Source organism: Microbispora triticiradicis, assembly GCF_005864065.1.
In the GTDB taxonomy this organism is placed as follows: domain Bacteria; phylum Actinomycetota; class Actinomycetes; order Streptosporangiales; family Streptosporangiaceae; genus Microbispora; species Microbispora triticiradicis.
In genome coordinates, this window is the sequence record NZ_VANP01000002.1 from 526,296 (window position 1) to 551,176 (window position 24,881).

General features: G+C 71.8%; 20 protein-coding genes. 17 read left to right on the plus strand and 3 right to left on the minus strand.

Annotation, left to right across the window (positions count from 1 at the left end):
* The first annotated feature begins 256 nt into the window (after positions 1-256).
* From FED44_RS07405 to FED44_RS07430, 6 genes are all read left to right on the plus strand, one after another.
* Positions 257-1,681: a sugar ABC transporter ATP-binding protein gene (locus FED44_RS07405; RefSeq protein WP_208758890.1), complete on the plus strand. Its 1,425-nt coding sequence runs from the start codon at positions 257-259 to the stop codon at positions 1,679-1,681.
* A 41-nt stretch (positions 1,682-1,722) separates the two neighbouring features.
* Positions 1,723-2,679 carry an ABC transporter permease gene (locus FED44_RS07410; RefSeq protein ID WP_244301771.1) on the plus strand — a complete coding sequence of 319 codons (957 nt, stop codon included), beginning with the start codon at positions 1,723-1,725 and terminating at the stop codon, positions 2,677-2,679.
* On the plus strand, positions 2,676-3,608 hold the full coding sequence (locus FED44_RS07415; RefSeq protein ID WP_111700202.1) for an ABC transporter permease: 933 nt from the start codon (positions 2,676-2,678) through the stop codon (positions 3,606-3,608). The genes FED44_RS07410 and FED44_RS07415 overlap by 4 nt, the downstream gene beginning before the upstream one ends.
* Before the next feature lie 13 nt (positions 3,609-3,621).
* On the plus strand, positions 3,622-4,845 hold the full coding sequence (locus tag FED44_RS07420; protein WP_111700201.1) for a substrate-binding domain-containing protein: 1,224 nt from the start codon (positions 3,622-3,624) through the stop codon (positions 4,843-4,845).
* Positions 4,842-5,675, plus strand: a complete 834-nt coding sequence (locus FED44_RS07425; RefSeq protein ID WP_111700263.1) for a sugar phosphate isomerase/epimerase family protein — start codon at positions 4,842-4,844, stop codon at positions 5,673-5,675. The genes FED44_RS07420 and FED44_RS07425 overlap by 4 nt, the downstream gene beginning before the upstream one ends.
* Positions 5,676-5,751: 76 nt before the next feature.
* A complete protein-coding gene (locus FED44_RS07430) occupies positions 5,752-9,303 on the plus strand; it encodes a lectin (protein ID WP_138460166.1) in 3,552 nt (1,183 codons plus the stop codon).
* 89 nt (positions 9,304-9,392) lie between these two features.
* Here the strand turns inward: FED44_RS07430 and FED44_RS07435 are convergent, their stop codons facing one another.
* Positions 9,393-11,972 (minus strand): LVIVD repeat-containing protein, encoded by a 2,580-nt coding sequence (locus FED44_RS07435; RefSeq protein WP_138460167.1) that lies wholly within the window; start codon positions 11,970-11,972, stop codon positions 9,393-9,395.
* Between the two features lie 540 nt (positions 11,973-12,512).
* On the opposite strand from FED44_RS07435, the gene FED44_RS07440 reads away from it, so the two are divergent.
* From FED44_RS07440 to FED44_RS07480, 9 genes are all read left to right on the plus strand, one after another.
* Positions 12,513-12,932 (plus strand): DUF5980 family protein, encoded by a 420-nt coding sequence (locus FED44_RS07440; protein WP_111700198.1) that lies wholly within the window; start codon positions 12,513-12,515, stop codon positions 12,930-12,932.
* 237 nt (positions 12,933-13,169) lie between these two features.
* Positions 13,170-15,431: a catalase gene (locus FED44_RS07445; RefSeq protein WP_138460168.1), complete on the plus strand. Its 2,262-nt coding sequence runs from the start codon at positions 13,170-13,172 to the stop codon at positions 15,429-15,431.
* Positions 15,432-15,512: 81 nt separating this feature from the next.
* Positions 15,513-15,953 carry a hypothetical protein gene (locus tag FED44_RS07450; protein WP_111700196.1) on the plus strand — a complete coding sequence of 147 codons (441 nt, stop codon included), beginning with the start codon at positions 15,513-15,515 and terminating at the stop codon, positions 15,951-15,953.
* Between the two features lie 214 nt (positions 15,954-16,167).
* Complete coding sequence (locus FED44_RS07455) at positions 16,168-16,674, plus strand: flavin reductase family protein (RefSeq protein ID WP_111700195.1); 507 nt, start codon at positions 16,168-16,170, stop codon at positions 16,672-16,674.
* A gap of 88 nt (positions 16,675-16,762) precedes the next feature.
* Positions 16,763-17,311 carry an NADPH-dependent FMN reductase gene (locus FED44_RS07460; protein ID WP_111700194.1) on the plus strand — a complete coding sequence of 183 codons (549 nt, stop codon included), beginning with the start codon at positions 16,763-16,765 and terminating at the stop codon, positions 17,309-17,311.
* Positions 17,308-17,529 (plus strand): hypothetical protein, encoded by a 222-nt coding sequence (locus FED44_RS07465; RefSeq protein ID WP_138460169.1) that lies wholly within the window; start codon positions 17,308-17,310, stop codon positions 17,527-17,529. The genes FED44_RS07460 and FED44_RS07465 overlap by 4 nt, the downstream gene beginning before the upstream one ends.
* A gap of 57 nt (positions 17,530-17,586) precedes the next feature.
* On the plus strand, positions 17,587-18,903 hold the full coding sequence (locus FED44_RS07470; RefSeq protein WP_111700192.1) for a lanthionine synthetase LanC family protein: 1,317 nt from the start codon (positions 17,587-17,589) through the stop codon (positions 18,901-18,903).
* A gap of 37 nt (positions 18,904-18,940) precedes the next feature.
* Positions 18,941-20,119 (plus strand): sulfite oxidase, encoded by a 1,179-nt coding sequence (locus FED44_RS07475; protein ID WP_138460170.1) that lies wholly within the window; start codon positions 18,941-18,943, stop codon positions 20,117-20,119.
* A gap of 88 nt (positions 20,120-20,207) precedes the next feature.
* Positions 20,208-21,443: a sensor histidine kinase gene (locus FED44_RS07480; RefSeq protein WP_138460171.1), complete on the plus strand. Its 1,236-nt coding sequence runs from the start codon at positions 20,208-20,210 to the stop codon at positions 21,441-21,443.
* A gap of 19 nt (positions 21,444-21,462) precedes the next feature.
* On the opposite strand, the gene FED44_RS07485 is transcribed toward FED44_RS07480, so the two are convergent.
* Positions 21,463-22,086, minus strand: a complete 624-nt coding sequence (locus FED44_RS07485) for a DedA family protein (protein ID WP_138460172.1) — start codon at positions 22,084-22,086, stop codon at positions 21,463-21,465.
* Positions 22,087-22,190: 104 nt separating this feature from the next.
* Positions 22,191-22,883 (minus strand): GNAT family N-acetyltransferase, encoded by a 693-nt coding sequence (locus FED44_RS07490; protein WP_111700188.1) that lies wholly within the window; start codon positions 22,881-22,883, stop codon positions 22,191-22,193.
* Between the two features lie 259 nt (positions 22,884-23,142).
* On the opposite strand from FED44_RS07490, the gene FED44_RS07495 reads away from it, so the two are divergent.
* Together FED44_RS07495 and FED44_RS07500 are read left to right on the plus strand one after the other, a co-directional pair.
* Positions 23,143-24,099 (plus strand): amino acid ABC transporter permease, encoded by a 957-nt coding sequence (locus FED44_RS07495; protein WP_138460173.1) that lies wholly within the window; start codon positions 23,143-23,145, stop codon positions 24,097-24,099.
* On the plus strand, positions 24,096-24,863 hold the full coding sequence (locus tag FED44_RS07500) for an amino acid ABC transporter ATP-binding protein (protein WP_111700186.1): 768 nt from the start codon (positions 24,096-24,098) through the stop codon (positions 24,861-24,863). The genes FED44_RS07495 and FED44_RS07500 overlap by 4 nt, the downstream gene beginning before the upstream one ends.
* Positions 24,864-24,881: the final 18 nt, after the last annotated feature.

Consider the following 24,881-nt stretch of genomic DNA (forward strand, 5'->3'; position numbering starts at 1 on the left):
ATCGGTTCGTCCGCTCCCTGTGACCAGGCTGAATCCCTTCCCGAGTCACCCGTCGTCCACCGGAGCGGAACGCGCGCCGGCCGGTCGCCGGGTCCTCCTCCCCGGTGGCCGGCCGGGTGAACCGTGCGCCCGGCCCGGCACGACTCCCACCCCCCGCTTAGGAGATCCCCGTGCATGACTCTCCACCCCGTACGGCACGGGGGCTCGTCCCGGCCGGCCCGGCACGACGTCCCGGAGGGCGGGCCGCGTGCTGAGGATGACCGGCATCGGCAAGAGCTTCCTGGGCGTCCGGGTGCTCGGCGGTGTCGACCTGGAGGTGTCCGCCGGCGAGGTCCACGCGGTGGTGGGGGAGAACGGCGCGGGCAAGTCGACGCTCATGAAGATCCTCGCCGGCGTGCACGCGCCGGACGAGGGGACGATCGAGATCGACGGCCGGAGCGTGACGTTCGGGCACCCGATCGAGGCGCAGCGGGCCGGGGTGGCGATCATCTACCAGGAGCTCACCCTGCTGCCGGAGCGGACGGTCGCAGAGAACGTCTTCCTCGGCCGGGAGCCCGTCCGGCGGGGACTGGTCGACCGGGCGGCGATGGAGTCGGCGACCGACGAGCTGCTGAAGTCTCTCGGCGAGGAGTCGTTCGGGCCGCGCGATCTCGTCCGGCGGCTCTCGGTCGCGCGGCAGCAGGTCGTCGAGATCGCCAAGGCGCTGTCGCTGAACGCCCGGATCGTGGTGATGGACGAGCCGACAGCCCCCCTCGCCGACCACGAGGTGGAACTGCTCTACACGCTGGTGCGGCGGCTCACCGCGCGCGGCATCGCGGTCCTCTACGTCTCCCACCGGCTCCGCGAGATCTTCGACCTCGCCGACCGGATCACCGTGCTCAAGGACGGCGCCCGGGTCACCACCGCGGAGGCGTCGAGCCTGGACACCGCGGGCCTGGTCCGCCTGATGGTCGGCCGGGAGCTCGACTCGTACTATCCGCCCCGCGCGGCCGGACCACCCGGAGAGGTGATCCTGAGCGTACGCGGCGGCGGCAACGCCCGGCTCCACGACATCGACCTCGACCTGCGCGCTGGGGAGATCGTGGGGGTGGCCGGGCTGCAGGGCTCGGGGCGCACCGAGCTGGCCAAGGCGCTGTTCGGCGCGGAGCCCTTCACCAGCGGCGAGATGACGCCCCGCCGCCCGCGCTCGGTCCGCGAGGGCATCGCCGCGGGGATCGGCCTGGTCACCGAGGACCGCAAGGCCGAGGGACTCCTGCCCAACCAGCGGGTGCGCGACAACGCCCTGCTCGTCGCCCGGGCCACCGGAGCGCCTCGCACCGGGGTCGAGCGGCTGCTCGAACGCGTGCGGCTCAGCCCGCCCCGGCCCGCCCAGGAGGTCCGGCTGCTGTCCGGGGGCAACCAGCAGAAGGTCGTGCTGGCCAAGTGGATGACGGTGGCGCCGCGCGTGCTGCTGTTCGACGAACCCACCCGCGGCGTCGACGTCGGCGCCAAGGCCGCCATCCACGACCTGATGCGTGAGCTCGCCCGGGACGGCATGGCCGTCCTGATGATCTCCTCCGAGCTGCCCGAGCTCATCGGCATGAGCGACCGCATCGTGGTGCTGCGGGACGGCCGCCTCGTCGGAGAGCTGCCCGCGGGCTCCACCGAGGAGGCCGTGATGCGCCTGGCGGCCGCGTCATGACCCAGCAGCTGAAACTCGGGCGCGTGCCCGCCGGAGGCTCCTTGCTCCGCAGAATCTCGGCCGACCGGCCCGCGCGGCCCGTCTACGTCGCGCTGGTCCTGCTCGTCGTGCTCGGCTGGCTGGTCTTCGCCCTGGACGGCGGGACGTTCCTCGGCCAGGAGAACATCGTCGGCATCCAGCAGCGGTCGGCGGCGCTGGGCATCGTCGCGGTCGGCCAGACGCTGGTGATCCTGGCCGGCAGCCTGGACCTCTCGGTCGCCTACCTGATCAGCCTGACCTCGCTGGTCACCGCCGAGATCATGGCGGGCGCCGACTCAGGAGTCCCGGCCGCGGTCGCCGCGGCGCTGGCGGTGAGCGCGCTGATCGGGCTGGTGAACGGCCTGATCGTCACCCGGCTCCGGGTGCACGCCTTCATCGCCACCCTCGGGGTCGCGCTGGTCGTCAGGGGCGCGCTGGACGCGCGGTACGACGGACCGGCCGGCAGCGTGCCCGAGTCCTTCCAGCATCTCGGGTACGACCGGATCGGGCCGCTGCCGGTGTCGGCTCTGCTGTGGGCCGCGGTGGCGGCGGGCGCGTGGCTCCTGCTCAGCCGGACCCGGCTGGGCTACCGGATCTACGCCGTGGGCGGGGACGCCGAGGTGGCGCGCCTCTCCGGGGTGCGCACCGAGCGGGTGGTGGTCATCGCCCACGTGCTCTGCTCGGTCTGCGCCGGGATCGCCGGGCTACTGCTCGCCTCCCGGCTCGGGGCGGGCGCGCCGACGGTCGGCACCGACGGCGGGTACGACCTGGAGTCGATCGCGGCGGTGGTGCTCGGCGGGACCGCGCTGGCCGGAGGCCGCGGCGGGGTGGCCGGGACCGTCGGAGGAGTCCTGCTCCTGGCCGTCCTCGACAGCATCTTCAACCAGCTTGAGGTCAACTCCTTCGCCAAGGACGTCGTACGGGGCGTGATCCTGGTGGCCGCCCTGGCGATCTACGCCCGCGGAAGGCGGACCAGATGAGACGAGCGCTACCGATCTTCGTGGTGCTGGCCGGGCTGCTGGTCGCGATCGCGGTCGTCAACCCGTACTTCCTGGAACCGACAGCCTTCCTCGCCTTCGTCAAACGGGCCGCGCCGCTGGTGATCCTCGCGGCCGGGCAGTACTTCGTCATCGTGTCCGGCGAGTTCGACCTGTCGGTCGGCTCCCTCGTCACCGCCGAGGTGGTGATCGCCGCCCGGCTCATCGACGGCTCGGCGGAGGCGACCTGGCCCGTGCTGGCCCTGATGATCGCGTTCGGACTGATCGTCGGGCTGGTCAACGGGGCCGTCACCACCCTGCTCCGCGTCCCGTCGTTCATCACGACGCTCGGCATGCTGCTGATCCTTTCGGGAGCGGTCTTCCTCTGGACGGGCGGGTCGCCCCGGGGCGCGCTGTCCGAGCAGTTCCGCCAGCTGGGCCGGGGGAGCCTCGGCCCGGTGCCCTGGTCGGTCCTGATCCTCGTCGCGGTGGCGGCGGCCGCTGTCTGGGCGACGCGCGCCCGGTTCGGCCACACGCTCGTCGCGGCCGGGGACAACGACCGCGCCGCTGCGCTGTCCGGGGTCCGGGTCGCCCGGGTCCGGACGGTGGCGTTCATGATCTCCGGGCTGTCCGCGGCGGTCGCCGCGATCCTGCTCGGCGGCTTCGCGGGAGTGTCCGCGCAGGTCGGCAAGGGCCTGGAGTTCCAGGCCATCACCGCTGTGGTGCTCGGTGGCGTGGTCCTCGGAGGCGGCCGCGGCTCCGTGGCCGCCGCGATGGCGGGCGCCTTCACTCTGGAGGCGCTGTTCACCCTGCTCAACCTGTACGGCATCTCGGGGGCGCTGGAGCCGGCCGTACAGGGCGTGATCATCATCGCCGCGGTGGCGCTGGGAGCAGTGCGCTTCCCACGCGCGAGAGCCGCGGCTGCCTCATAAGGGAAGGAAGACGATGCTTTCATATTCGCGGCGGTTCCTCGCCGCCGCCGCGCTCGCCGTGCTGACGCTGCCGGTGGCGGCGTGCACCAGCGACAAACCCGCGCCCTCCGCCTCCGGGGCGCCTTCCGGGGCGCCGGCCGGATCCGCCGGACCGGCGGACAAGGGCACCGGGGAGCAGTCGAAGTTCTTCGTGCAGGCCGACTACGACGCCCAGATGGCGATGCGCAAGGCCCAGCCGACCGGCCCGTCGGACAAGCCGTGGGAGCAGAGCATCGATCCCCAGCTCATCGACACCGCCAAGTACAAGAAGGCCGGGCCGTACCACCTGTGCTTCTCCAACGCCGCGGTCGACAACCCGTGGCGGCAGGTCGGCTGGAAGACCATGCAGGCGGAGGTCGCCCAGCACAAGGAGATCACGAAGTTCACCGCCCTGGACGCCGAGGGCAAGGACGACAAGCAGATCTCCGACATCGCGGAACTGACGGGGAAGGGCTGCGACGCGCTGATCGTCTCGCCCAACACCACGGCCACGCTGACCCCCGCGGTGTCCGGCGCCTGCCCGAAGGTGCCGGTCATCGTGTTCGACCGGGGCGTCCAGACCGACTGCCCGGTGACCTTCATCAAGCCGATCGGCGGCTACGCCTTCGGCGCCGCGGCGGCCGAGTTCCTCGTCGACAAGGTGCCGGCCGGCGGGAAGATCCTGGCGCTGCGCATCCTGCCCGGCGTGGACGTGCTGGAGACCCGGTGGTCGGCGGCGAAGGTGGCGTTCGACAAGAGCGACCTCCAGGTCGTCGGCGTGGAGTTCACCGACGGCGACGCCGCGAAGACCAAGAGCGTGGTCAGCGACTACATCCAGCGGTACGGCAAGCTCGACGGAGTCTGGATGGACGCGGGCGCCACCGCCGTCGCGGCCGTCGAGGCGTTCGAGGACGCGGGCCAGCCCGTGCCGCCGATCAACGGCGAGGACCAGCAGGACTTCCTGAAGAAGTGGAGCGACGCGAAGCTGACCGCGATCGCGCCGACCTACCCGACGTACCAGTGGCGCACCCCCGTCATCGCGGCGCTCAAGATCCTCAAGGGCGAGCAGGTGCCGAAGGTCTGGAACCTGCCGCAGCCGGCGATCACCCAGGAGAACCTCGCCACCTACCTCAAGCCCGGCATGCCGCCGCTGCACTACGCCCTCTGCGGCTGCGAGGACCTGCCCGGCTACCCCGAGAAGTGGGGCGGCACGTCGTGATCGGGGTGAACACCTGGGTCTGGGTCTCGCCGCTCACCGACGAGGCCCTGGCCCGCCTCGCGCCGAGGATCGCGGACTGGGGGTTCGACGTCGTCGAACTGCCGGTCGAGCATCGCGGTGACTGGGACCCGGAGCGGGCGGCGGCCCTCCTGGACGGGCTCGGGCTCGGCGCGTCGGTCGTGCTCACGATGCCGCCGGGACGTGAACTCGTCGACGCCTCGCCGCAGGTCGTCCGGGAGACCCAGGACTACCTGCGGCACTGCGTGGACGTGGCGGTGACCGTGGGCGCGCCGGCGGTCAGCGGGCCCGCGTACGCCTCGGTCGGCCGGGCCTGGCGGATGAGCCCGGACGAGCGGCGCGCGATCTACGGCGAGCTGCGGGAGAACCTGAAACCGGTCGTCGCGTACGCGGCCGAACGCGGGATCAGGATCGGCGTCGAACCGCTCAACCGGTACGAGACCAGCGTCATCAACACGGTGGAGCAGGCACTCGACGCGCTCCCGGAGGAGTGCGGGCTCGCCCTCGACACCTACCACCTGAACATCGAGGAGAAGGACCCCCTCGCGGCCGTCCGCCTGGCGGGCGGCAGGATCGCGCACCTCCAGGTGTGCGGGACCGACCGCGGCGCCCCGGGCGCCGACCACTTCGACTGGCCGGGCTTCGCCGCGGCCGTCCGCGACGTGGGCTACGCCGGCCCGCTCGTGATCGAGTCCTTCACCGCCGACAACAAGACCATCGCCACCGCGGCGTCCGTCTGGCGTCCCCTGGCCCCCAGCCAGGACGCCCTCGCCACCGACGGCCTCGCCTTCCTCCGCACCCTCACGACCTGACCGGAGGACCCGACTGGAGAACCCCACGACCCCCCGCAACTCCGACCCCTTCCGGTAACCCCCCAGGAGATCCTTCATGCGAAGATCACGCCTGATCCCCGCACTGGCCGCGGCCATGCTGGGGCTGCTGCTGTCCGCGGTGCCACTGGTGGCACACGCGGCGGCGCCACAGTTCAAGGTGCTGCTGTTCAGCAAGACCGCGAGCGGCGCCTACCGGCACGACTCCATCGCCGCCGGCATCGCGATGTTCCAGCAGCTGGCGACGGACAACAACTTCCAGCTGGACGCGAGCGAGAACTCCTCCGTCTTCACCACGTCGAACCTCAACAACTACGACGCGGTGATCATGCTCCAGACGTCGGGCATGGTGTGGGACACCGACGCGCAGCGTCAGGCCATGCAGGCCTACGTGCGCAGCGGCCGCGGCGTCGTGGCGATCCACAACGCCGTCGACATGAACATCGAGTCGCAGTTCCCCTGGTGGGACCAGACCGTGCTGGCCGGCGCGCACATGACGCAGCACTCGTCGATCGTGCAGGGCACCGCCAAGGTCGCCGACAAGGTCCACCCCTCGACCAAGGGCCTCCCGGACCGGTGGACCCGCACCGAGGAGTGGTACAACTTCGACAAGAACATGCGCGGCTCGGTGCACGTCCTGGTGACCGCGGACGAGACCACCTATGACGCGGGCTCGTACAAGATGGGCGCCGACCACCCGATCTCCTGGTGTCACAACCCGGAGGGCGGCCGGGTGTGGGCCACCGCGATGGGCCACAACGCGTCCTCCTACTCGGAGCCGCTGTTCAAGCAGCACCTGCTGGGCGCGGTGAAGTGGGCGGCGGGCGCGGAGCCCGGCGACTGCGGCGGCACGGTCACGGCCCGCTTCCAGAAGGTGACCCTCGACGGCGCGCCGGACCAGCCGATGGAGCTGGACGTGGCGGCCGACGGCCGGGTCTTCTACATCTCGCGCTCGGGCAAGGTCAACCTGATCCCCGCGGGCGGCGGCAGCACTCGCGTCATCGGCACCCTGTCCGTGTACGATGGCGGCGAGGACGGCGGCATCGGGATCGCGCTCGACCCGAACTTCGCCAACAACGGCTGGATCTACATCAACTACTCGCCCTCCAACGGTGGCGAGGTGAACCGGGTCTCCAGGTTCACCTTCAACGGCACCAGCCTCGACCTGAGCAGCGAGAAGAAGATCATCGAGGTTCCGGCCTTCCGCAACGTCGACGAGCCGGGCCACACCGGCGGCTACATCACGTTCGGCCCGGGCGGCAACCTCTACATCGCCCCGGGTGACGACACCAACCCCAACGCCTCCAGCGGCTACGCCCCGATCGACGAGCGGCCGGGCCGGGAGCACTACGACGCCCAGCGGTCCGCGGCCAACACCAACGACCTGCGCGGCAAGATCCTGCGCATCCACCCCGAGTCGGACGGCACCTACACGATCCCGTCGGGCAACATGTTCGCTCCGGGCACGGCCAAGACGCGGCCGGAGATCTACGCGATGGGCTTCCGCAACGCGTTCCGCTTCTCGGTCGACAAGGTCACCGGCTGGATCTCCATGGGTGACTATGGGCCGGACGCGGGCAGCGCCAACTCCAACCGCGGCCCCGAGGGCACGGTCGAGTGGAACCTGATCAAGCAGCCCGGTTTCTACGGCTGGCCGTACTGCACCGGCAACAACACGCCGTTCAACGACTTCAACTTCTCCACCAACACCTCGGGGGCGAAGTTCAACTGCTCGGCGCCGGTCAACGACTCGCCCAACAACACCGGCCTGACCAACCTGCCGGCCGCCAAGCCCGCGACCGTCTGGTACAACTACCACGCCTCGGCGGAGTTCCCGGAGATCAACTGCTGCGGCGGCGCGGCCCCCATGGGCGGCCCGTTCTACCGTTACGACGCGGCCAGCACCTCCGACCGCAAGTTCCCCGAGTACTTCGACGGCGGGACCTTCCTGTACGAGTGGAGCCGCAACTTCGTCAAGGAGATGCGCCTCGACTCCTCCGGCAACCTCCTGAAGATCAACCCGTTCGTGGCGAACATCGCCCCGCACGCGCCGATCGACATGAAGTTCGGCCCGGACGGCGCGCTCTACATGGCCGACTGGGGCAACGGCTTCGGCCACGCGAACACCGACGACGCCATCTACCGGATCGACTACGTGGTCGGTAACCGCGCCCCCATCGCCAAGGCGAGCGCCAGCCCCGACTCGGGCGCCGCGCCGCTGACGGTCGCGTTCTCCTCGGCCGGCTCGTCCGACCCCGACGGCGAGGCGATCACCTACAGCTGGGACTTCGGCGACGGCACCACCTCCACCGCGGCCAACCCGACGAAGACCTACAACTCCAACGGCACCTACACCGTCAAGCTGACCGTACGGGACTCGAGCGGGAAGACGGGCAGCATCACGCTGACCATCGCCGTCGGCAACACCCGTCCCAAGGTCGTCTTCTCGGCGCCGCCGGACGGCGGGTTCATCAACTTCGGCGACCGGGTGTCCTACACGGTCAACGTCACCGACCCCGAGGACGGCACCGTCGACTGCTCCAAGGTCAACGTGTTCACCGCGCTCGGCCACGACCAGCACGCCCACGACACCGGCCAGTTCACCGGATGCTCCGGGACGGTCACGACGACCGCCTCGGGCCACGACGAGGCGGCCAACGTCTACTACGTCCTGGGCGCGTCCTACACCGACAAGGGCGGCCTGAAGGGCGACGGCGGCATCACCCTGCAGCCCAAGCACAAGCAGGCCGAGCACTACAACGGCTCCAGCGGCGTCCGGGTCGTCGACGAGGCCGGAGCCGAGGGCGGCAGGCGCGTCGGCGACATCTCCAACGGTGACTGGATCTCCTACACGCCGGTCAACCTGTCGGGGATCGACTCGGTGTCCTTCCGCGTGTCGGCGCCGTCCAGCACCGGGGCCTCCATCGAGCTGCACGCCGGCTCGCCGACCGGGACGCTCGTCGCCTCCAGCTCGGTGCCGTCGACCGGGGGATGGAACAACTACGTCTCCCTCCCGTCGGTGGCGGTCACCAACCCGGGTGGCACCGGCGACCTCTACGTCGTGTTCAAGGGGTCGACGGCGAACTCGTTCGACTTCGACTCGCTGACCTTCAACGGCAAGGGTGTCGGCCAGGACGGGGGCACCTCCTCGCCCTCTCCGTCGCCGTCGCCCTCCGTCTCGCCGTCCGCTTCTCCGTCCGCGTCGCCGACCCCGCCCGCGGGTTGGACGAACTCGCTGCGGGGTGTGGCGTCGGGCCGGTGCCTGGACGTCAACGGCGCCTCGCAGACCAACGGCGCTACGGTGCTGATCTGGGACTGCAACGGCGGGAACAACCAGAAGTGGACCTCCACCAGCGCCAGTGAGCTGCGCGTCTACGGCAACAAGTGCCTGGACGTGAACGGCGGCGGCACGGCGGACGGCACCGCGGTCATCATCTGGGACTGCAACGGCCAGAACAACCAGAAGTGGCGCCTGAACTCCGACGGCACGATCACCGCGGTCGGGGCGAACAAGTGCCTGGACGTGGCGGGCAGCGGCACCGCGAACGGCACGAAGGTGCAGATCTGGTCGTGCACCGGCGGCAACAACCAGAAGTGGACCCGCGTCTGATCGCGGAGTGACCTTCGAACCCTGACAGGAGCGGGGCCGGCCGATTCGGCCGGCCCCGCTTCTGTCTATGAGGGGTCACACGGGTTCGGTCAGGCGCAGCTGATCGCGTTGTAGGCGGCCTCGTACGAGGTGGTGCCCTGCTTGCCGCCGATCGTGGCGGTCCCGGTGACGGTCACCGTGCCCGCCGCGAGCTGCCCGGCCCGCGAGTTGAAGGACTGGTAGGCCTGCTTGGCCGGGGCCACACCCTCGACCGTCTTGGCGCCGAACGGGGTCGTCAGGGTCACGGTCGCCGGCACCTCGGCGTCGTTGACGGCCGTGACCGCCACGTACGCCGACGTCCCCACGCAGCGGGAGGAGGCCGTCACGGTCAGCGGGACGCGCGGAGCGGGCGTGGCGATGGTCAGCTTGACCGTCCTGGCCTCCTCCACGTTGCCGGCCTTGTCGGCCGAGCGGTACCGCAGCTCGTGCTCACCAGGGCCGGAGACGGTGACCGGGCCGGTGTACGGCGTCCAGTCGCCGGCGTCCAGCGCGTACTCGGTGCGCGCCGTGCCGGACGTCTCGTCCGTCGCGGACAGGGTCACCTGCACATCGCCGTCGTGCTCGCCGCCGTCGTTCGCCGGCGGGACCGTCGAGGTCGTGACCGGCGCCGTGGCGTCGATCCTGGCCGTGACGGTCCTGATCTCCTCCACGTTGCCCGCCTTGTCGGCCGAGCGGTACGCCAGCGCGTGCGCGCCGTCGCCGGACAGGACGACCGGAGCGGTGTACCGCGTCCAGGCGCCGCCGTCCAGCTTGTACTCGGTGCGGTCGAGCCCGCTGCCCTTCGCCTCGTCGGCGGCGGTCAGCGTGACCTTGACCTGACCGGTGAACCAGCCGCCGGCCGGCCGCGCCGGGTCGGTCGTCACGCTCGTCACCGGGGCGGTCCTGTCGGCCGGCTGCTTGGCGATCAGGGCCTTGGCGAGGTCCTTGAGCGCCTGGATCAGCGCGGCCTGCTCCGGGTCCGACTTCTTCAGCGGCAGCGTGGCGGCGCCCAGCAGCAGCGCCGAGGCGGCCTGCCACTGGGACTTGCGGCTGAGCTGCTCGGCCAGGTCGATCGCCGCCTTCACCGAGGTGGCGGCGCCCTTGCTCATCTTGCCCGTGCGCGACGCCTGCGCGTAGCGGGCCCGGACGAGGTCGAAGCTCGGCTCCCAGGTCAGCTTCGGCTGGGCCTGGGTGTTGAACTTGCCGAGCCGCACGCTCGCGGCCGCGTTGATCTCGGCCTGGTCGAGGAACTGGCTCGGCGTCAGCTTGAAGGCGTCGAAGCCGCGGGCGATCTCGTTGCCGTAGATGTGGCCGTTGTACCAGTAGGCCGACCAGTATCCGCCGAGCGCCAGCGACGTGGCGCTGATCGGGCCGCGGTCGAAGAAGGCGATCTCCTTCGGGTTGCGGGAGTCGGTGAAGTCGAACGCCGACAGCCCGCCCTGGTACCAGGCCTGGACCATGATGTCGCGCCCGGGGACCGGGACCAGCGAGCCGTTGTGCGCGACGCAGTTCTCCGTGGTCGTCTGCGGCGCGGGGAGCTTGTAGTAGCTGCGGAACTGCAGCTTGCCGCCGACGATGTCGTAGATGGCGTTGGCGCCCCACGACGGCTCGTCGGTGACCCGGCACCGCGCGCCCGAGCCGCCGCCCCACTCGTCGGTGAAGACGACCTTGGTGCCGTCGTTGTTGAAGGTGGCGGAGTGCCAGTAGGCGTAGTTCGGGTCCGAGACCGCGTCCAGCCGCTTCGGGTTCGACGGGTCGGAGATGTCGATCAGGATGCCGTTGCCCGCGCAGGCTCCGGCGGCCAGCCCGATCTCCGGGTACGCCGTGATGTCGTGGCAGTGGTTGGTGACCGGCTGCGGAGACCAGTTGGTTCCCGACGGGTGCTGCTGGGTGGGCGGGGTGTTCTGCAGCCCGTTGACCGCCCCGGTGGCCGCGTCGGCGAACAGCCGGGGCTGGCTGACGACCGCCGCGTTCTGCGGGGCGGCCAGCGGCACCCGGATGACGTCGATCCTCCACAGCGACGTGCCGGGGTCGGTCGCCGCGGTGTTGGCGCAGCCCGCGAGCTCCTGACCCGAGCGCACGCCGGCCGTGCCGGAGACGTAGACGTAGACGTTCTCCGGCTCGTTCTTGCTGGTCACCAGCGAGTGGGTGTGCGAGCCGCGGCAGGTCTGCACCGCCGCGACCTGCACCGGCCGGCTGATGTCGCTGATGTCGAAGACGCGTACGCCGCGGAACCGGTCGGGGTTGACCGTGCCGCTAGCGCCCTGCGTGCCGCAGTCGACGCGACCGCGGGTCTCCTCCACCGACATGAACAGCAGGTTCCCGTACACCGACAGGTCGCCCTGCCCGCCGGGGCAGATGACCGACGTCTTCAGGACGGGGCTGCCGCCGTTGGAGATGTCGTAGATGTTGAAACCCTGGTAGTTGCCGGAGAAGGCGTAGTCGCCGGCGAAGGCCAGGTCGGAGTTGGCGTAGGAGGCGTTCCCCGGGTTGGAAGGCTGGACGAACCCTTCCGGTTTGTCCAGGTGGGTCAGCAGTTGAACGTTGCTGGCGGCCTCCTGGGCATCCAGCCAGCCCGCGCCGAGACCGACGCGGGGGTCGGTGTCGGCCGCGGCCGCCGTCGTGGTGGTGGACGCCAGCCCCAGGAGCATCGCTCCCGTAGTGGTGATGATTCCCAGCCTGCGTAGTCGAGCGCGTCCCCCACGCGCCAAACGGCTACTCGTCACGGGCCGTTTCCCTTTCTTTACGGCACCTCCTCCCCTGAGCCGGCGTGTGGCCGGTGGACGACCAGGGACCTGGCCGGTGCCTCCGTACGAGGCCGGCGTGGGGGGAAGATCCCATTGGTGGTTCCCGCGAACTGTAACGGAAAGGATTTTGATGTTCCATAGGACGACATATCTGATTATTCCGGACACGCAGCTCACGGCATTTGAAAGCGGTTACCGTGACGCATTCGTTGCATAAGTTGCGGTATCTGACCAGGGCTGTGGGGGTGCGAACATCCGGCACGGACCGGGGGGTGACGAGGTGGGACGCGTCGTCCGCGCGCCGCCGCGCCCGGCCGGACCTGATCGGCTTCGCGGCGCCGGGCGGTAAATCTTGGTATGTGAAACCCCCCTCCCGAAGAGGTTGAACCGTAAATTACAGTGATCGCGCAGTCAACTCCCAGACACAAGAAGTCAGGAGGTCCTGTGAAATCACCCCATCGTGCCGTCAGGCTGGCGCTCGGCCTGACGACCGGACTGGCGCTGACGCTGGCCGGCGCCCCGCCGGCCTCGGCGGCGACGTGGACGCTGAACGACATCCATCAGCAGACGTGCGTCACATCGCGCTACGGCCACCCGGGCACGTACTTCCTGGCCCAGGTCACCGGAACCTGGTCGGCGAACATCACGCTCGGACTGAGCGACCTGCCCTCCGGTTCCACCGTCATGGGCGGCTTGATCGGCGGCCCGGGATCGAACAGCGACCCGACGCTCGTGAACGGTTTCGTCGGGGTGTCGATCGCGCCGGCTCCCGTCGGCACCTACACCGCGCACCTGGTGGCTTCGGACGGAACGGTGACCCAGACCAACCCGATCACGATCCACGTGAAGGACAGCTGCCCCTGACTCGCGGAGGACGTCCAGGCCGCGCGGGCCGCCGGAGCAGTCCGCTGTCTCCGGCGGCCGGCCGAGGACCGTCGCCGGGTCGCCGTCGGCGGGCCGTGACCTCCCCTTATCCCGATCGTGGATCCGGCCGCCCGGAACTTCTTCGCCGAACCGGACGGCGCGGTCGGAGGTTTCCCTTCCCCACCTGCGGGTATGCGCGCGGATCTGCTCATCGCCGCTCGGGGAGGAACGCGCCGCATGGATGCCAGCAAGCCCGCCAAGGTCGTCAAGGACGTCGTGGAGAACGCCGCCGAGAAGGTCGCCGAGTTCCTGACGCCGGACGTTCCCGGTTCGCCGGGCAGCGCCCCCGCGCCCCTGGAGGAGCCGACGACGCCGCACGACCCGCTGCCGCCCAAGAAGGAGCAGGGCGCTCCCGCGACCGTCACGCCGACCGGGGCGGAGACCGGCACGCCCGCCGCCGCCAAGGCCCAGCAGGGCGCCCACCTCACCACCGCGCAGGGGGTGCGGCTGCGCGACACCGACCACTCGCTGAAGGCGGGCGAGCGCGGCCCGACCCTGCTTCAGGACCACCACCTGCGCGAGAAGATCACCCACTTCGACCACGAGCGCATCCCCGAGCGCGTCGTCCACGCCCGGGGCGCCGGCGCCCACGGCGTGTTCGAGGCGTACGGCACCGCCGAAACGGTGACAAAGGCCGGTTTCCTCAAGAAGGGCAGGAAGACCGACGTCTTCGTGCGGTTCTCCACCGTCCTCGGCTCGCGCGGGTCGGCCGACACGGTCCGCGACACCCGGGGCTTCGCGACGAAGTTCTACACCGACGAGGGCACCTTCGACCTCGTCGGCAACAACATCCCGGTCTTCTTCATCCAGGACGGGATCAAGTTCCCCGACGTCATCCACGCGGGCAAGCCCCACCCGGACCGGGAGATCCCCCAGGCGCAGAGCGCGCACGACACGTTCTGGGACTTCGTCTCCCTGCACACCGAGGCGCAGCACCACACCATGTGGAACATGTCCGACCGCGCGATCCCGCGCTCCTTCCGGACGATGGAGGGCTTCGGCGTCCACACCTTCCGGCTCGTGAACGAGGCGGGGGAGACCGCGCTGGCCAAGTTCCACTGGAAGCCGAAGCTCGGCGTGCACTCCCTGACCTGGGAGGAGGCGCAGATGCTCGGCGGGATGGACCCCGACTTCCACCGCCGCGACCTCTACGACGCGATCGAGGCCGGTGCCTTCCCCGAGTGGGAGCTCGGCATCCAGGTCTTCCCGGACACGCCGGACGAGACCTTCGAGGGCATCGACCTGCTCGATCCCACCAAGATCGTGCCCGAGGAGCTCGCGCCGGTGCAGGCGATCGGGAGGATGACGCTCACCCGGACGCCGACGAACTTCTTCGCCGAGGTCGAGCAGGTCGCCTTCCACCCCGGCCACCTGCCGCCGGGCATCGACGTCACCAACGACCCGCTGCTGCAGGCGCGGCTGTTCTCCTACCTCGACACCCAGATCACCCGGCTCGGCGGGCCGAACTTCGCGCAGATCCCGGTCAACCGCCCGCGCTGCCCGGTCAACGACATGCTCCGGGACGGCTTCCACCAGCACGCCGTCCACGCCGGCGTCGCGCCGTACCGGCCGAACTCCCTCGACGGCGGGAACCCGTTCGTCGCGGGTGACGCCGAGAACGCGTTCACTGACACGCCCGTCCAGGTCGCCCAGGCGCGGAAGGTCCGGGCGAACCCCGCGTCCTTCGGCGACCACTACAGCCAGGTGCGCCTGTTCTGGCTGAGCATGTCGCCGGTGGAGAAGGAGCACATCATCCGCGCCTACACCTTCGAGCTGGGCAAGTGCTACGAGCAGGCGATCAAGGAACGTCAGCTCCAGTGCCTGGCGAACATCGACCCGGTGCTCTGCCGGGAGGTCGCCACCGGGCTGGGCCTGCCCGTGCCGGAGCCCACGCTGCCGCTCGCCGACCCGGCGCCCAGCGCCGCGCTGTCGCAGGTGGGCAAGGAGTGGCCGGCCGACGGCCGCATGGTCGGCATCGTCGCCGACGCCGCCGCCGACCTCGGCGCCGTACGCGAACTCCGCACGGCCGTGTTCGCGGCGGGCATGGTGCCGCTGGTGATCGCCCCGCACGGCGGCATGCTGGACGACGTGCCGGTGCAGCGGACCTTCGCGACCGCCCGGTCGATCGAGTTCGACGCGCTGCTGCTGGCGACGGCCCCGGCGCCGGCGCCCGACGCCCTGCCCGCGCGCGATGCCAAGGCGGGCGCGGACGGGTCCGCCGCGGTGGACCCGCGCGTGACGCTCCTGGTCGACGAGTGCTGGCGGCACGCCAAGGCCATCGGCGCCTGGGGCGCCGGCGCGGCCGTGCTCACGCAGGCCGGGATCACCGGCGCGCCGGGAGTGGTGACCGGTGACTCCGCCACGGAGGTTCTCTCCGGCGTGCGGCGGCTGATGGCCGCCCACCGGGTCTGGGAGCGGTTCCCGGCCTCGGTCGCCTGACGCCGCGCCCACGGCGCGTCCGCCCGCGGACACCCGGGACGACGAGGCATGTCCCGTCGTCCCGGGGGCAATCTGCGTTCCATGAACGTCGCAGCAGATCCCGTCCTGCAGGCCCTGGTCTTCGCCGTCGACACGGCCAGGGGACAGATGAGCGTCACCCTCGCCGTGAACGGCGCGGTCATCACCGGCATCCTCGTCTCCGCCGAGGAGTACGCCGCCACGGTCGTCGCGCAGATCCGCCGATCGCGCGCCGGGAACGGCGAGGGGGAGGGACTGGAGGACTTCTTCACGCCCGTCGCCGAGCAGGCGAGGGAGCGCCGCGAGCGCCACGCCGCCGCCGTGCTCGCCGGCGGGAGCGCCCCGGAGCCGGAACTCCCGGCCTACCTGCACCTCATCGACGCCTTCACGGTGACCGGAGACCATCTGCCGCAGGGCCCGGGAGCGACCTGGCGGATCCGGGTCGACGACGTCGGCGGATGGAGCGTCAACCCGATCAGCGCCCCCGGCCGGCGCGACTCCTGACCTCCCGGATCTCCAGCCTCCCTGTCTCCCCGCCACCGGCGCCGGGCCACGCGTACTCGCGTGGTCCGGCGCCGGTCGGCTGTCCGGCCTGCCTGCCAAGGCGTGACGGCACTTCCCAAAACCGGGTAAACAGACTAATTTAGTAGGGAATGTAACGCTGCTCCGCCCACGCGACGGGGGGTTCCCGGCAGCGGTGAACACGCATGGAGGTCCCATGACGCAGACTCTGCCCGGCCCCGCTCTGAACGCCGACGGCTTCAGGCGCGCGCTCGCGGTGCACGCGGCGGGCGTCGTAGTGATCACGGCGCAGAGCGGAGGGGTTCCGGTGGGCCTGACCGCCACCTCGTTCTCCTCGGTGAGCCTGGACCCGCCACTTGTCTCCTTCTACGTGGATCAGGCGTCCACCACCTGGCCCTCGCTGCGCGAGGCGGACCACTTCGCGGTGAACGTGCTGACCAGCGACCAGGCCGATCTCGCCGCCCGGTTCGCGCGCAAGGGCACCGACCGGTTCGCCGAACCGACCCGGTGGCGTTCCGGACCGCTCGGGGCGCCGTTGCTGGAGGACGTCTCCGCGCACCTGATCTGCCTGCCGTACGAGCGGGTCGGCATGGGCGACCACATCCTCGTCGTCGGCCTGGTCACCCAGGCCGACCTGCACGGGCCACGGCGTCCTCTCCTCTACCATCAGGGCCGCTTCGGCCGGTTCGTCGAGCACTCGTGATCACCCGGGGACTCCCGGCCCCCTCTTCCTCTGGAGGATCATCCATGGTCTACGGCAACTCCCGTCCGGACGCCCCCGTGGTGGCGTCATGAGCTCTCTTGTGGCACTGGTCGGCAATCCACGCGGTGGCTCCCGCACGCGCCTCGCGGCGGTGGCGGCGGCCGAGGCGCTGGGGTCACGGATCGGGTACGGCGCGCCGCCCGAGGTCGTGGATCTGTCCGCGCTCGGGCCGCACCTGTTCACCCCCGGCCCTTCGCCCAGCGTGGAGGTGGCGCTGGAACTGGTCGCGGGATCGAGTGTGCTCGTGGTGGCGAGCCCCACCTACAAGGCCACCTACACCGGGCTGCTCAAGGCGTTCCTCGACCGTCTCCCGGGTGGCGCGCTGACCGGGACGGTGGCCCTGCCGCTGCTGGTCATGGGCGACGCCCGTCACTCGCTGGCCGTCGAGCTGCACCTGCGTCCCGTGCTGGTCGAACTGGGCGCGCTCGTGCCCACCCCCGGCCTGGCGCTGCGGGAGTCCGAGATCCCCGACCTCGACCGGGTCCTCGGCGAATGGGCGGACCGGGTCGCGCCGCAGGTGACCGCACAGCTGGCCGCGCAGGCGCCGCCGGCGGTGCGGGGGAAGGTCACGGCGTGACGGTCCCGGCCGGCGCCCTGGGGGACGCGGTGGGAGATGCGGTGGGCGACGGTCTGAGAGACGGACTGGGAGGCGGGCCGGGGGACGCCGCGGAGGCGCTCCCTGACCGCTATCCGGGTGACACCCACTGGTACGACCTGCCCGACGACGACGCCGCGCCCGAGGAGGGCGAGCGCGAGACCGGAGCCCGGTGGCTCCGGTGGCGCTCCGGGCGCTGACCCGGGCGGGTAAGAAAAATTGGTATTACCTACTGGGTTTGTGGGATAGTAAACCCCATGGGCAGGGACCCGATCCGCTCGTCGAGTGAGCGGGCAGAGACTCCGCTGACGGCGGCCATCATGGCGGGACGGTGGATTCGCGCGGCCGCCGTGGACGACGAGCGCGGAAGGCGGTGGCGGGCCAACCCCGACCCGTACGGCAGGCCGGCGACGGCCGGCGGGCCGGTGTCCCTGCACTCCGGGGCGGCCGGGATCGTGCTGTTCTTCCTGGAGCTCGCCGCCGGAACCGGGCACGAGGCCTACCTGGAGGACGCCCGCGCCGGCGCCCGCTACCTCGCCGCGACGTGTCCGGAGCAGGGGGACATGTCGCTGCACCACGGCCTGGCGGGCGTCGTCCTCGCGCTGGCCGAGGCCGGCTGGGCCCTCGGCGAGGAGCGGTTCGAGGCCACGGCGGTCGCGGTGGCCGACCGGATCGTGCGGAGCGCCCGCGCGTTCGACGGCGGCGGGATCGGCTGGTCGGGGGATCCCACCCTGCGGGGCGACGGCGGCGTCGTCCTCGGGCTGCTGCGCGCCGCCACCGCGCTCGGCGTGCCCGCCTACGAGGAGATGGCGGTCGAGGCGGGCCGGCGGATCGCGCGGCTGGCGGGACCCCGCGAGGAGACCGCGACGTGCCCGGTCCTTCCCGGCGAGGCGGCGGCGCCCGGCTTCCTGACCGGCGCGGCCGGAACGGCCTTCCTGCTCGCCCGCCTGTACGCCGCGACGGGCGACCGGTCGTTCCTCGACGCGGCGTACCGCGGCGCGGGCGTCGTCAGGGCCGCGGGCGTGGCGACGGGACACGGCGCCGTGGTCGGCGACTACCTGGGCTACTGCTCGGGGTCCGCCGGAGTCGCGCGCATGTTCTACGAGCTCTACCGGGTGACCGGAGACAGCGGCGAGCTCGAATGGGTGAGGCGGCTCGCCGCGGGGGTCAGGGAGTCGGGCGCGCCCTTCCGCCAGACGGCGGGCCTGTGGAACGTCGCCTGCCAGTGCTGCGGCACCGCCGGGCTGATCGAGCTGTACGTGGGCCTGTGGGCGGCGACGGGGGAGCAGGAGCACCTGGAGTTCGCCCGCAGGCTCGCCGACCACCTGATCGGCAGGGCTACGGGCTACGACGAGCGGGGATACCGCTGGTACCAGGCGTACCGGCGGCAGCGCCCCGGCGAGGTGTCGGCCGACACCGGCTACCTGACGGGGGCGGCGGGGATAGGGGCGGCGCTGCTGCACCTCGACGCGGCGGGGCAGGCGGACCGGCCGCGCCGGGTCATCCTGCTGCCCGACAACCCGTTCCCGCCCATCCCCCTGCCGGCCGTCGCCCTGCGGAGGCCGGCGAGCTAGCGGAGTGTCCGAGGCGCCGACAGCGCGGAGGTGACGTGTGAATCCACGCTTCCCGACCACGACCACGACCACGACCACGACGGACGACCGGGCGCCGGGCGACCGGGCGCTGGGCGACCAGGGGACGGGCCGCCCGGCGCCCGGCATCCGCAAGCCGCTGCCGGCCCGCCTGTTCGCCGTGCACGGCACCAACGCCGAGACACGGTGGGAGGCCCTGCGGGGCGAGGGCGACCTGACGCCCGAGCGGCTGTTCTTCGTCCGCAACCACACGTCGACGCCACTGATCGACGCGGCCTCGTGGCGGCTCACCCTGTGGGGGAGCGGGCTGCGCCGTGGCCCGGTCTCGTTCACCTACCGCGACCTGCTCGCCATGCCGGCGGAGGAGGTGACGGCGTTCGTCGAGTGCGCGGGCAACGGCCGGAGCCTGTACGGGGAGCAGCAGAGCCAGGACGTGACCGGCACCCCCTGGAGGCTGGGAGCGGTGGGGGTGGCGCGCTGGCGGGGCGTGCCGCTCGCGGCGCTCCTCGGCAGGGCGGGGATGACCGGCGACGCGGTGGCGCTGATGCCGCGCGGGCTCGACCCCGACTACGTCGACGCCGGGGAGAACCTCGGCCGGGTACGCCGCCCGCTTCCCGTGACCAAGGCGCTGGACGACGTCCTCGTGGCGTACGAGATGAACGGGCGGCCGCTGCCGCCCGACCACGGTTTCCCGGCGCGGCTGGTCGTGCCGGGGTGGGCGGGGATCGCCTGGATCAAGTGGCTGGGAGACGTCGAGGTGTCGGCCGAGCCGCTGGAGTCGCCGTGGAGCAGCCGCCTCTATCGCATGCACGGCCCCGGCCACCCGCCGGGGGGAGGTCCCCCGCTGACCCGGACGGGGGTGAAGAGCGCCTTCGAACTCCCCTGGCCGGCCCGCCTCCGCGCGGGACGCGGCCATCTGCTGCACGGCCGGTCGTGGTCGGGCAACGGCCGCGTGGTCCGGGTGGACGTCAGCGACGACGAGGGCGTGTCGTGGCGGTCCGCGCGCCTGCACGGCGACAGGAGCCCGCACGGGTGGGTCAGGTGGACCTTCCGCTGGGCGCCGCCCGGCGTGGGCGAGGCGCGGCTGCTGGCCCGGGCCGTGGACGAGACGGGCGCCGTGCAGCCGGAGCGGGCGGCGTACAACCACCTGGGGTACGCGTTCGACGCGGTGGTGCGCCACCCGGTCGTCGTGACCTGACCGGCGGCGGGGGAGGCCGCGGCCGGGCCGCGCGAAGATCTACTGACAGGGGGCGTGGGTGCCCGCGTAAACGGGCAAAGAATCGTATATGTGGCGAAATCTGGCGCAGATTCGCACGTCACATGGCGCGGTGCTGGTCGACCTGTTGCTCGCCGCCGCCGTCATCGCGTTCACGATCCCGCCGACGGTGATGGGCCACTCCTTCTCGCTGTGGGACGGAGTGCCGCAACCGGTGGAGCTCGCCGTCGGGTCGGCCACCGCCGCGACGATGCTGCTGCGGCGTTACACCCCCTGGCCGGCGATCGTCGCCGGCGTGCTCTGCGCCTGCCTCGTGGGTGAGACGGTGCCGATGGTCCTCGCCGTCTTCTCGCTGACGGCGGAGCACCGCGCGCGCTCGTGGACGTACGTGGCGCTGGCGCTCATGGCGGTGTATCTCGTGGTCGACTACCAGAACCCCTACACGGACCGGATCTTCTACCTGAGCGTGGTACGCGCGGTGACGCTCGTCTACCTGCCCGCGCTGGTCGGCACCTGGGTGTACGACCACCGGCGGAGGATCCGCGAGCTGAGGGCCGGGGTCCGTGAGCGCGAGGAGTCGGCCGTCCTGGAGGAGCGGCGCAGGATCGCCCGGGAGCTGCACGACACGGTGACGCACGCGGTCACCGGCATGGTCCTCAACGCCGGTCTCATCCGGGATCCGGTGGATCCCGCCGACATCCCCGATCTCGCCGAGGGGATCGAGGACAAGGGCGTCGAGGCGCTCGGCGAGCTGCGGCAGCTGCTCACCATGCTCCGCCGGGAGGACGTGCCGGTGGTGGAGGGGGCCGAGGCGATCGCCCGTCTGGCCGAGGACGCGAGGGCCGCCGGGCTGCGGGTCGACGTCCGGCTCGACGTCCCCCCGGGGGCGCTGCCGCCGGAGGTGACGCACGTGTGCTACCGGCTCGTCCAGGAAGGGCTGACCAACGTGCGCAGGCACGCCCCCGGCTCCGAGGTCCGGATCGCCGGCGCGGTCGAGCAGGACCATGTGGACATCTCCGTGGTCAACACCGCGGGCCGCCCGGTGGGCGGCACAGGGGGTGGCGCAGCGGGCGGCAAGGGCGGCCCGGCGGGCGGTGCGGGGCCCGGCGGGCGGGCGGCGACCAGGACGCCGCTGCTCGGCGGAGGCTACGGCCTCGCCGGCATCAGGGAGCGCGTCACCCTGCTGGGCGGCAGCCTCACCGCGGGACCGACCCCCGACGGCGGCTTCGTCCTCGCGGCCCGGCTGCCGCTCGAACCCCCCGGGAAACAGGCCGCCCTCCGCCAGAGACGGACCGTCCGCGGCTGACCGCGCCTACCGGCGGCCTTCACCGGAGAGGCGATCTCCCCGCGCCCTTCCTGTGCGCCCGGACGCGCCACACGACCAGGGCGATCACGACGGCCCCGGCGACCACGGCCGCGGCAACGCCGCCGACGGCCGACTCCACCCGCCGGTACGCCGCGCCGGCGAAGTAGCCCAGGAGGGTGTAACCGACTCCCCACAGCACCCCGCCCACCACGTTGAACAGCAGGAATCGCCGGTACTCCATCCGCGAGACCCCGGCCAGCGTGGGAATCAGGGCACGCAGGAACGCGACGAACCGGCCGAGGAGCACCGCCTGGGGCCCCCACCGGCGGACCATCTCCCGGGCTCGCTCCACCCGCTCCCGGCGGCGGCGCAGCGGACGCGCGCCGAGGACGCCGGGGCCGATGCGCCGGCCGATGGCGTACCCCACGCTGTCGCCCGCGACGGCGGCCAGCACCGCCACGAGCGCCAGCCAGTACACCGAGAGCCTGCCCTGGCCGGCCAGCACGCCCCCCAGCACGACGGCCGTCTCACCCGGGATAACGAACCCCACGAACAGCGCGTCCTCGGCGAAGACCAGAGCGGCCACGACCCCGTAGACCGCGATGCCCGACAGGCCCGAAAGCCAGTTGATGATCGCATCCACGTGTCCTCCAGACGGCCCCCAACCGACATGGTCACACGGTCGTGCTCAGGGGGCCGTCCTCCGCCCGCGCGTCGGCGAGGCGCCGCCGCCCGGCGCGGGCCTTCTCAGGCGACCGGCACGTCGGCGGGCACGCGGACGGCGGTGAAGGTCGTCCGGCGGCGGAGGCGGAAGCCGAGTGCCTCGTACAGGCGGATGGCGTCGGTGTTGCTCTCGGCGGCGTGCAGGAACGGGATCTCGCCGCGGGCCCGGATGCCGGCGGCGACGGCCAGCACCAGCCGGGCCGCCAGGCCCTGCCGGCGGAAGGCCGGGTCGGTGCAGACGGCGCTGATCTCCGTCCAGCCGGGCGGGTGCAGCCGTTCCCCGGCCATCGCTACCAGCGCGCCGCGGCGGCGGATGCCCAGGTAGGTGCCGAGTTCGATGGTGCGCGGCCGGAACGGGCCGGGCTGGGTGCGCTCCACGAGGTCCAGCACGTCGGGCACGTCGGCCGCCCCCAGGCGGACGGCCTCGTCGTCCCGGACGGGCACCACGCCGTCGCCGACCAGTTGCACGCCGGCGCCCTGCGCCACCACCTCCCACCCCGGAGGAGGGGTCACGCCGGTGACCGGGATCGTCGCGCCGGGCCCGGCGAGCACGGCGAGGTCGTTCCAGTCGCCGGGGCCGGGATCGTCGGGCAGGGTGTGGAAGGGGGAGACGTCGCCGGGGTAGCGCAGCGCGTTGCCGTGCCGTTCGGCGAGGTGGGCGTGGGGTCCGGTGAGCGACGCCCAGACGGGGTTGTCGAGGGGGTGCCGGTCGCTCATCGCGCCTCTCCCCGTGTCACGCCGGTTCCTGCCGTGCCGTGCTGATGGGGGGACAGGTATGCCTTCGCCATCGGACCTCCCGCCGTTCGTGCGTCTGACGATGCGAGCATAAACCTACTAAACAAGTAGGTCTTGACGGTATATCCGGCTTGCCCCCAAGATGAGGACGAGATCAGGCGCGGCCGCCGCGAGGGCCGATCCCGGCCCCGGGCCCCGCGCCGTCGGCAGACATCCATCCACTCGCCACCCCGGAGGCACGATGACCGCTCCTGTCGTGCTGGAGGAGACGACGGCGGAGTCCGCCGCCCTGACCGTGGTCAGGGCGCGTCACCCCGGACGCTGGATCGCCGGCGCCGCGGTGGCGGTGCTGCTCGCGATGGCGGGCAACGCGCTGGTGACCAACCCGGCCTGGGACTGGCCGGTGGTCGGCGAATACCTGTTCCATCCCTCGGTGCTGCACGCGGTGCTGTTCACCGTGGAGCTGACCGCGCTCGGCATCGCGCTCGGCTTCCTGCTGGGGACCGTGCTCGCGCTGATGCGGCTGTCGCGCGTCCCGCTGCTCGCGTCGGTGGCGTGGGGCTACGTGTGGCTGTTCCGCTCGGTGCCGCTGATCCTGCAGCTGCTGTTCTGGTACAACCTCGCCGCCCTGTACAAGCAGATCTCCTTCGGGGTGCCGTTCGGGCCGGCCTTCCTCTCCGTCGGCACGATGGACCTGATCGGGCCGGTGACGGCCGCCGCGCTCGGCCTCGCGCTGCACCAGGCGGCGTACGCCGCCGAGATCGTGCGCGGAGGCTTCCTGTCGGTGGACCCGGGCCAGCTGGAGGCGGCCGCGGCGCTCGGCATCCCGAGGGCCCGGCAGATCCTCCGGATCCAGCTTCCGCAGGCCATGCGGTCGATCGTGCCGGCGGCCGGCAACGAGATCATCGGCCTGGTCAAGGGCACCTCGGTCGTCTACATCATGGCGCTGCCCGAGCTCTTCTACCAGGTGCAGGTCATCTACAACCGGAACGGCCGGGTGATCGCGATGCTGCTGGTGGCCGCGATCTGGTACCTCGTCCTCACCACGGTGCTCTCGGTCGGGCAGTACTACGTGGAACGCAGGTTCGGCAGAGGCCTCGCGCGGCCGGGGCCCTCGGCGCGGATGCGGCTCCTGCGCCGGGCCCTCGCCGTACGGCGGGCCGCCCCCCGGCGCGGCGGCGAAGGGGGACCGCGATGAGCGGCGAGTTCATGGTCGACGTGCGCGGCGTCCACAAGAGCTACGGCCCGCTGGAGGTCCTGCGCGGCGTGGACCTGCGGGTCCGGCCCGGCGAGGTGACGGTGATCATCGGCCCCTCCGGGTCGGGCAAGTCGACGCTGCTGCGCGGCATCAACCACCTGGAGAAGATCGACCGCGGGTACATCGCCATCGACGGCGAGTTCGTCGGCTACCGGCGCTCGGGGAACCGCCTGCACGAGCTGAAGGAGCGCGAGATCCTCCGCCGGCGCACCCACATCGGCTTCGTCTTCCAGAACTTCAACCTGTTCCCCCATCTCACGGTCCGGCAGAACGTGACCGAGGCCCCGATCTCCGCCCAGCGCCGCCCCCGTGACGAGGTCGAGGCGCTGGCGGCCGAGCTGCTGGAGCAGGTGGGGCTGTCCGGCAAGGCCGACGCCTACCCGCGGCAGCTGTCCGGGGGACAGCAGCAGCGCGTCGCGATCGCCCGGGCGCTCGCCCTGCGGCCCAAGGTGGTGCTGTTCGACGAGCCCACCTCGGCGCTCGACCCGGAGCTGGTGGGCGAGGTGCTGGAAGTCATGAAGGCGCTCGCCCGCGGCGGCACCACCATGATCGTCGTCACGCACGAGATCGGCTTCGCCCGCGAGGTCGCCGACACCGTGGCCTTCATGGACGCGGGCCGGATCGTCGAGCAGGGCCCGCCCCCGCGGGTGCTCGACCGGCCGGAGCACGACCGCACCCGTGCCTTCCTCGGCAGGGTGCTCTGACCTTCGCGGCGAGCCCCG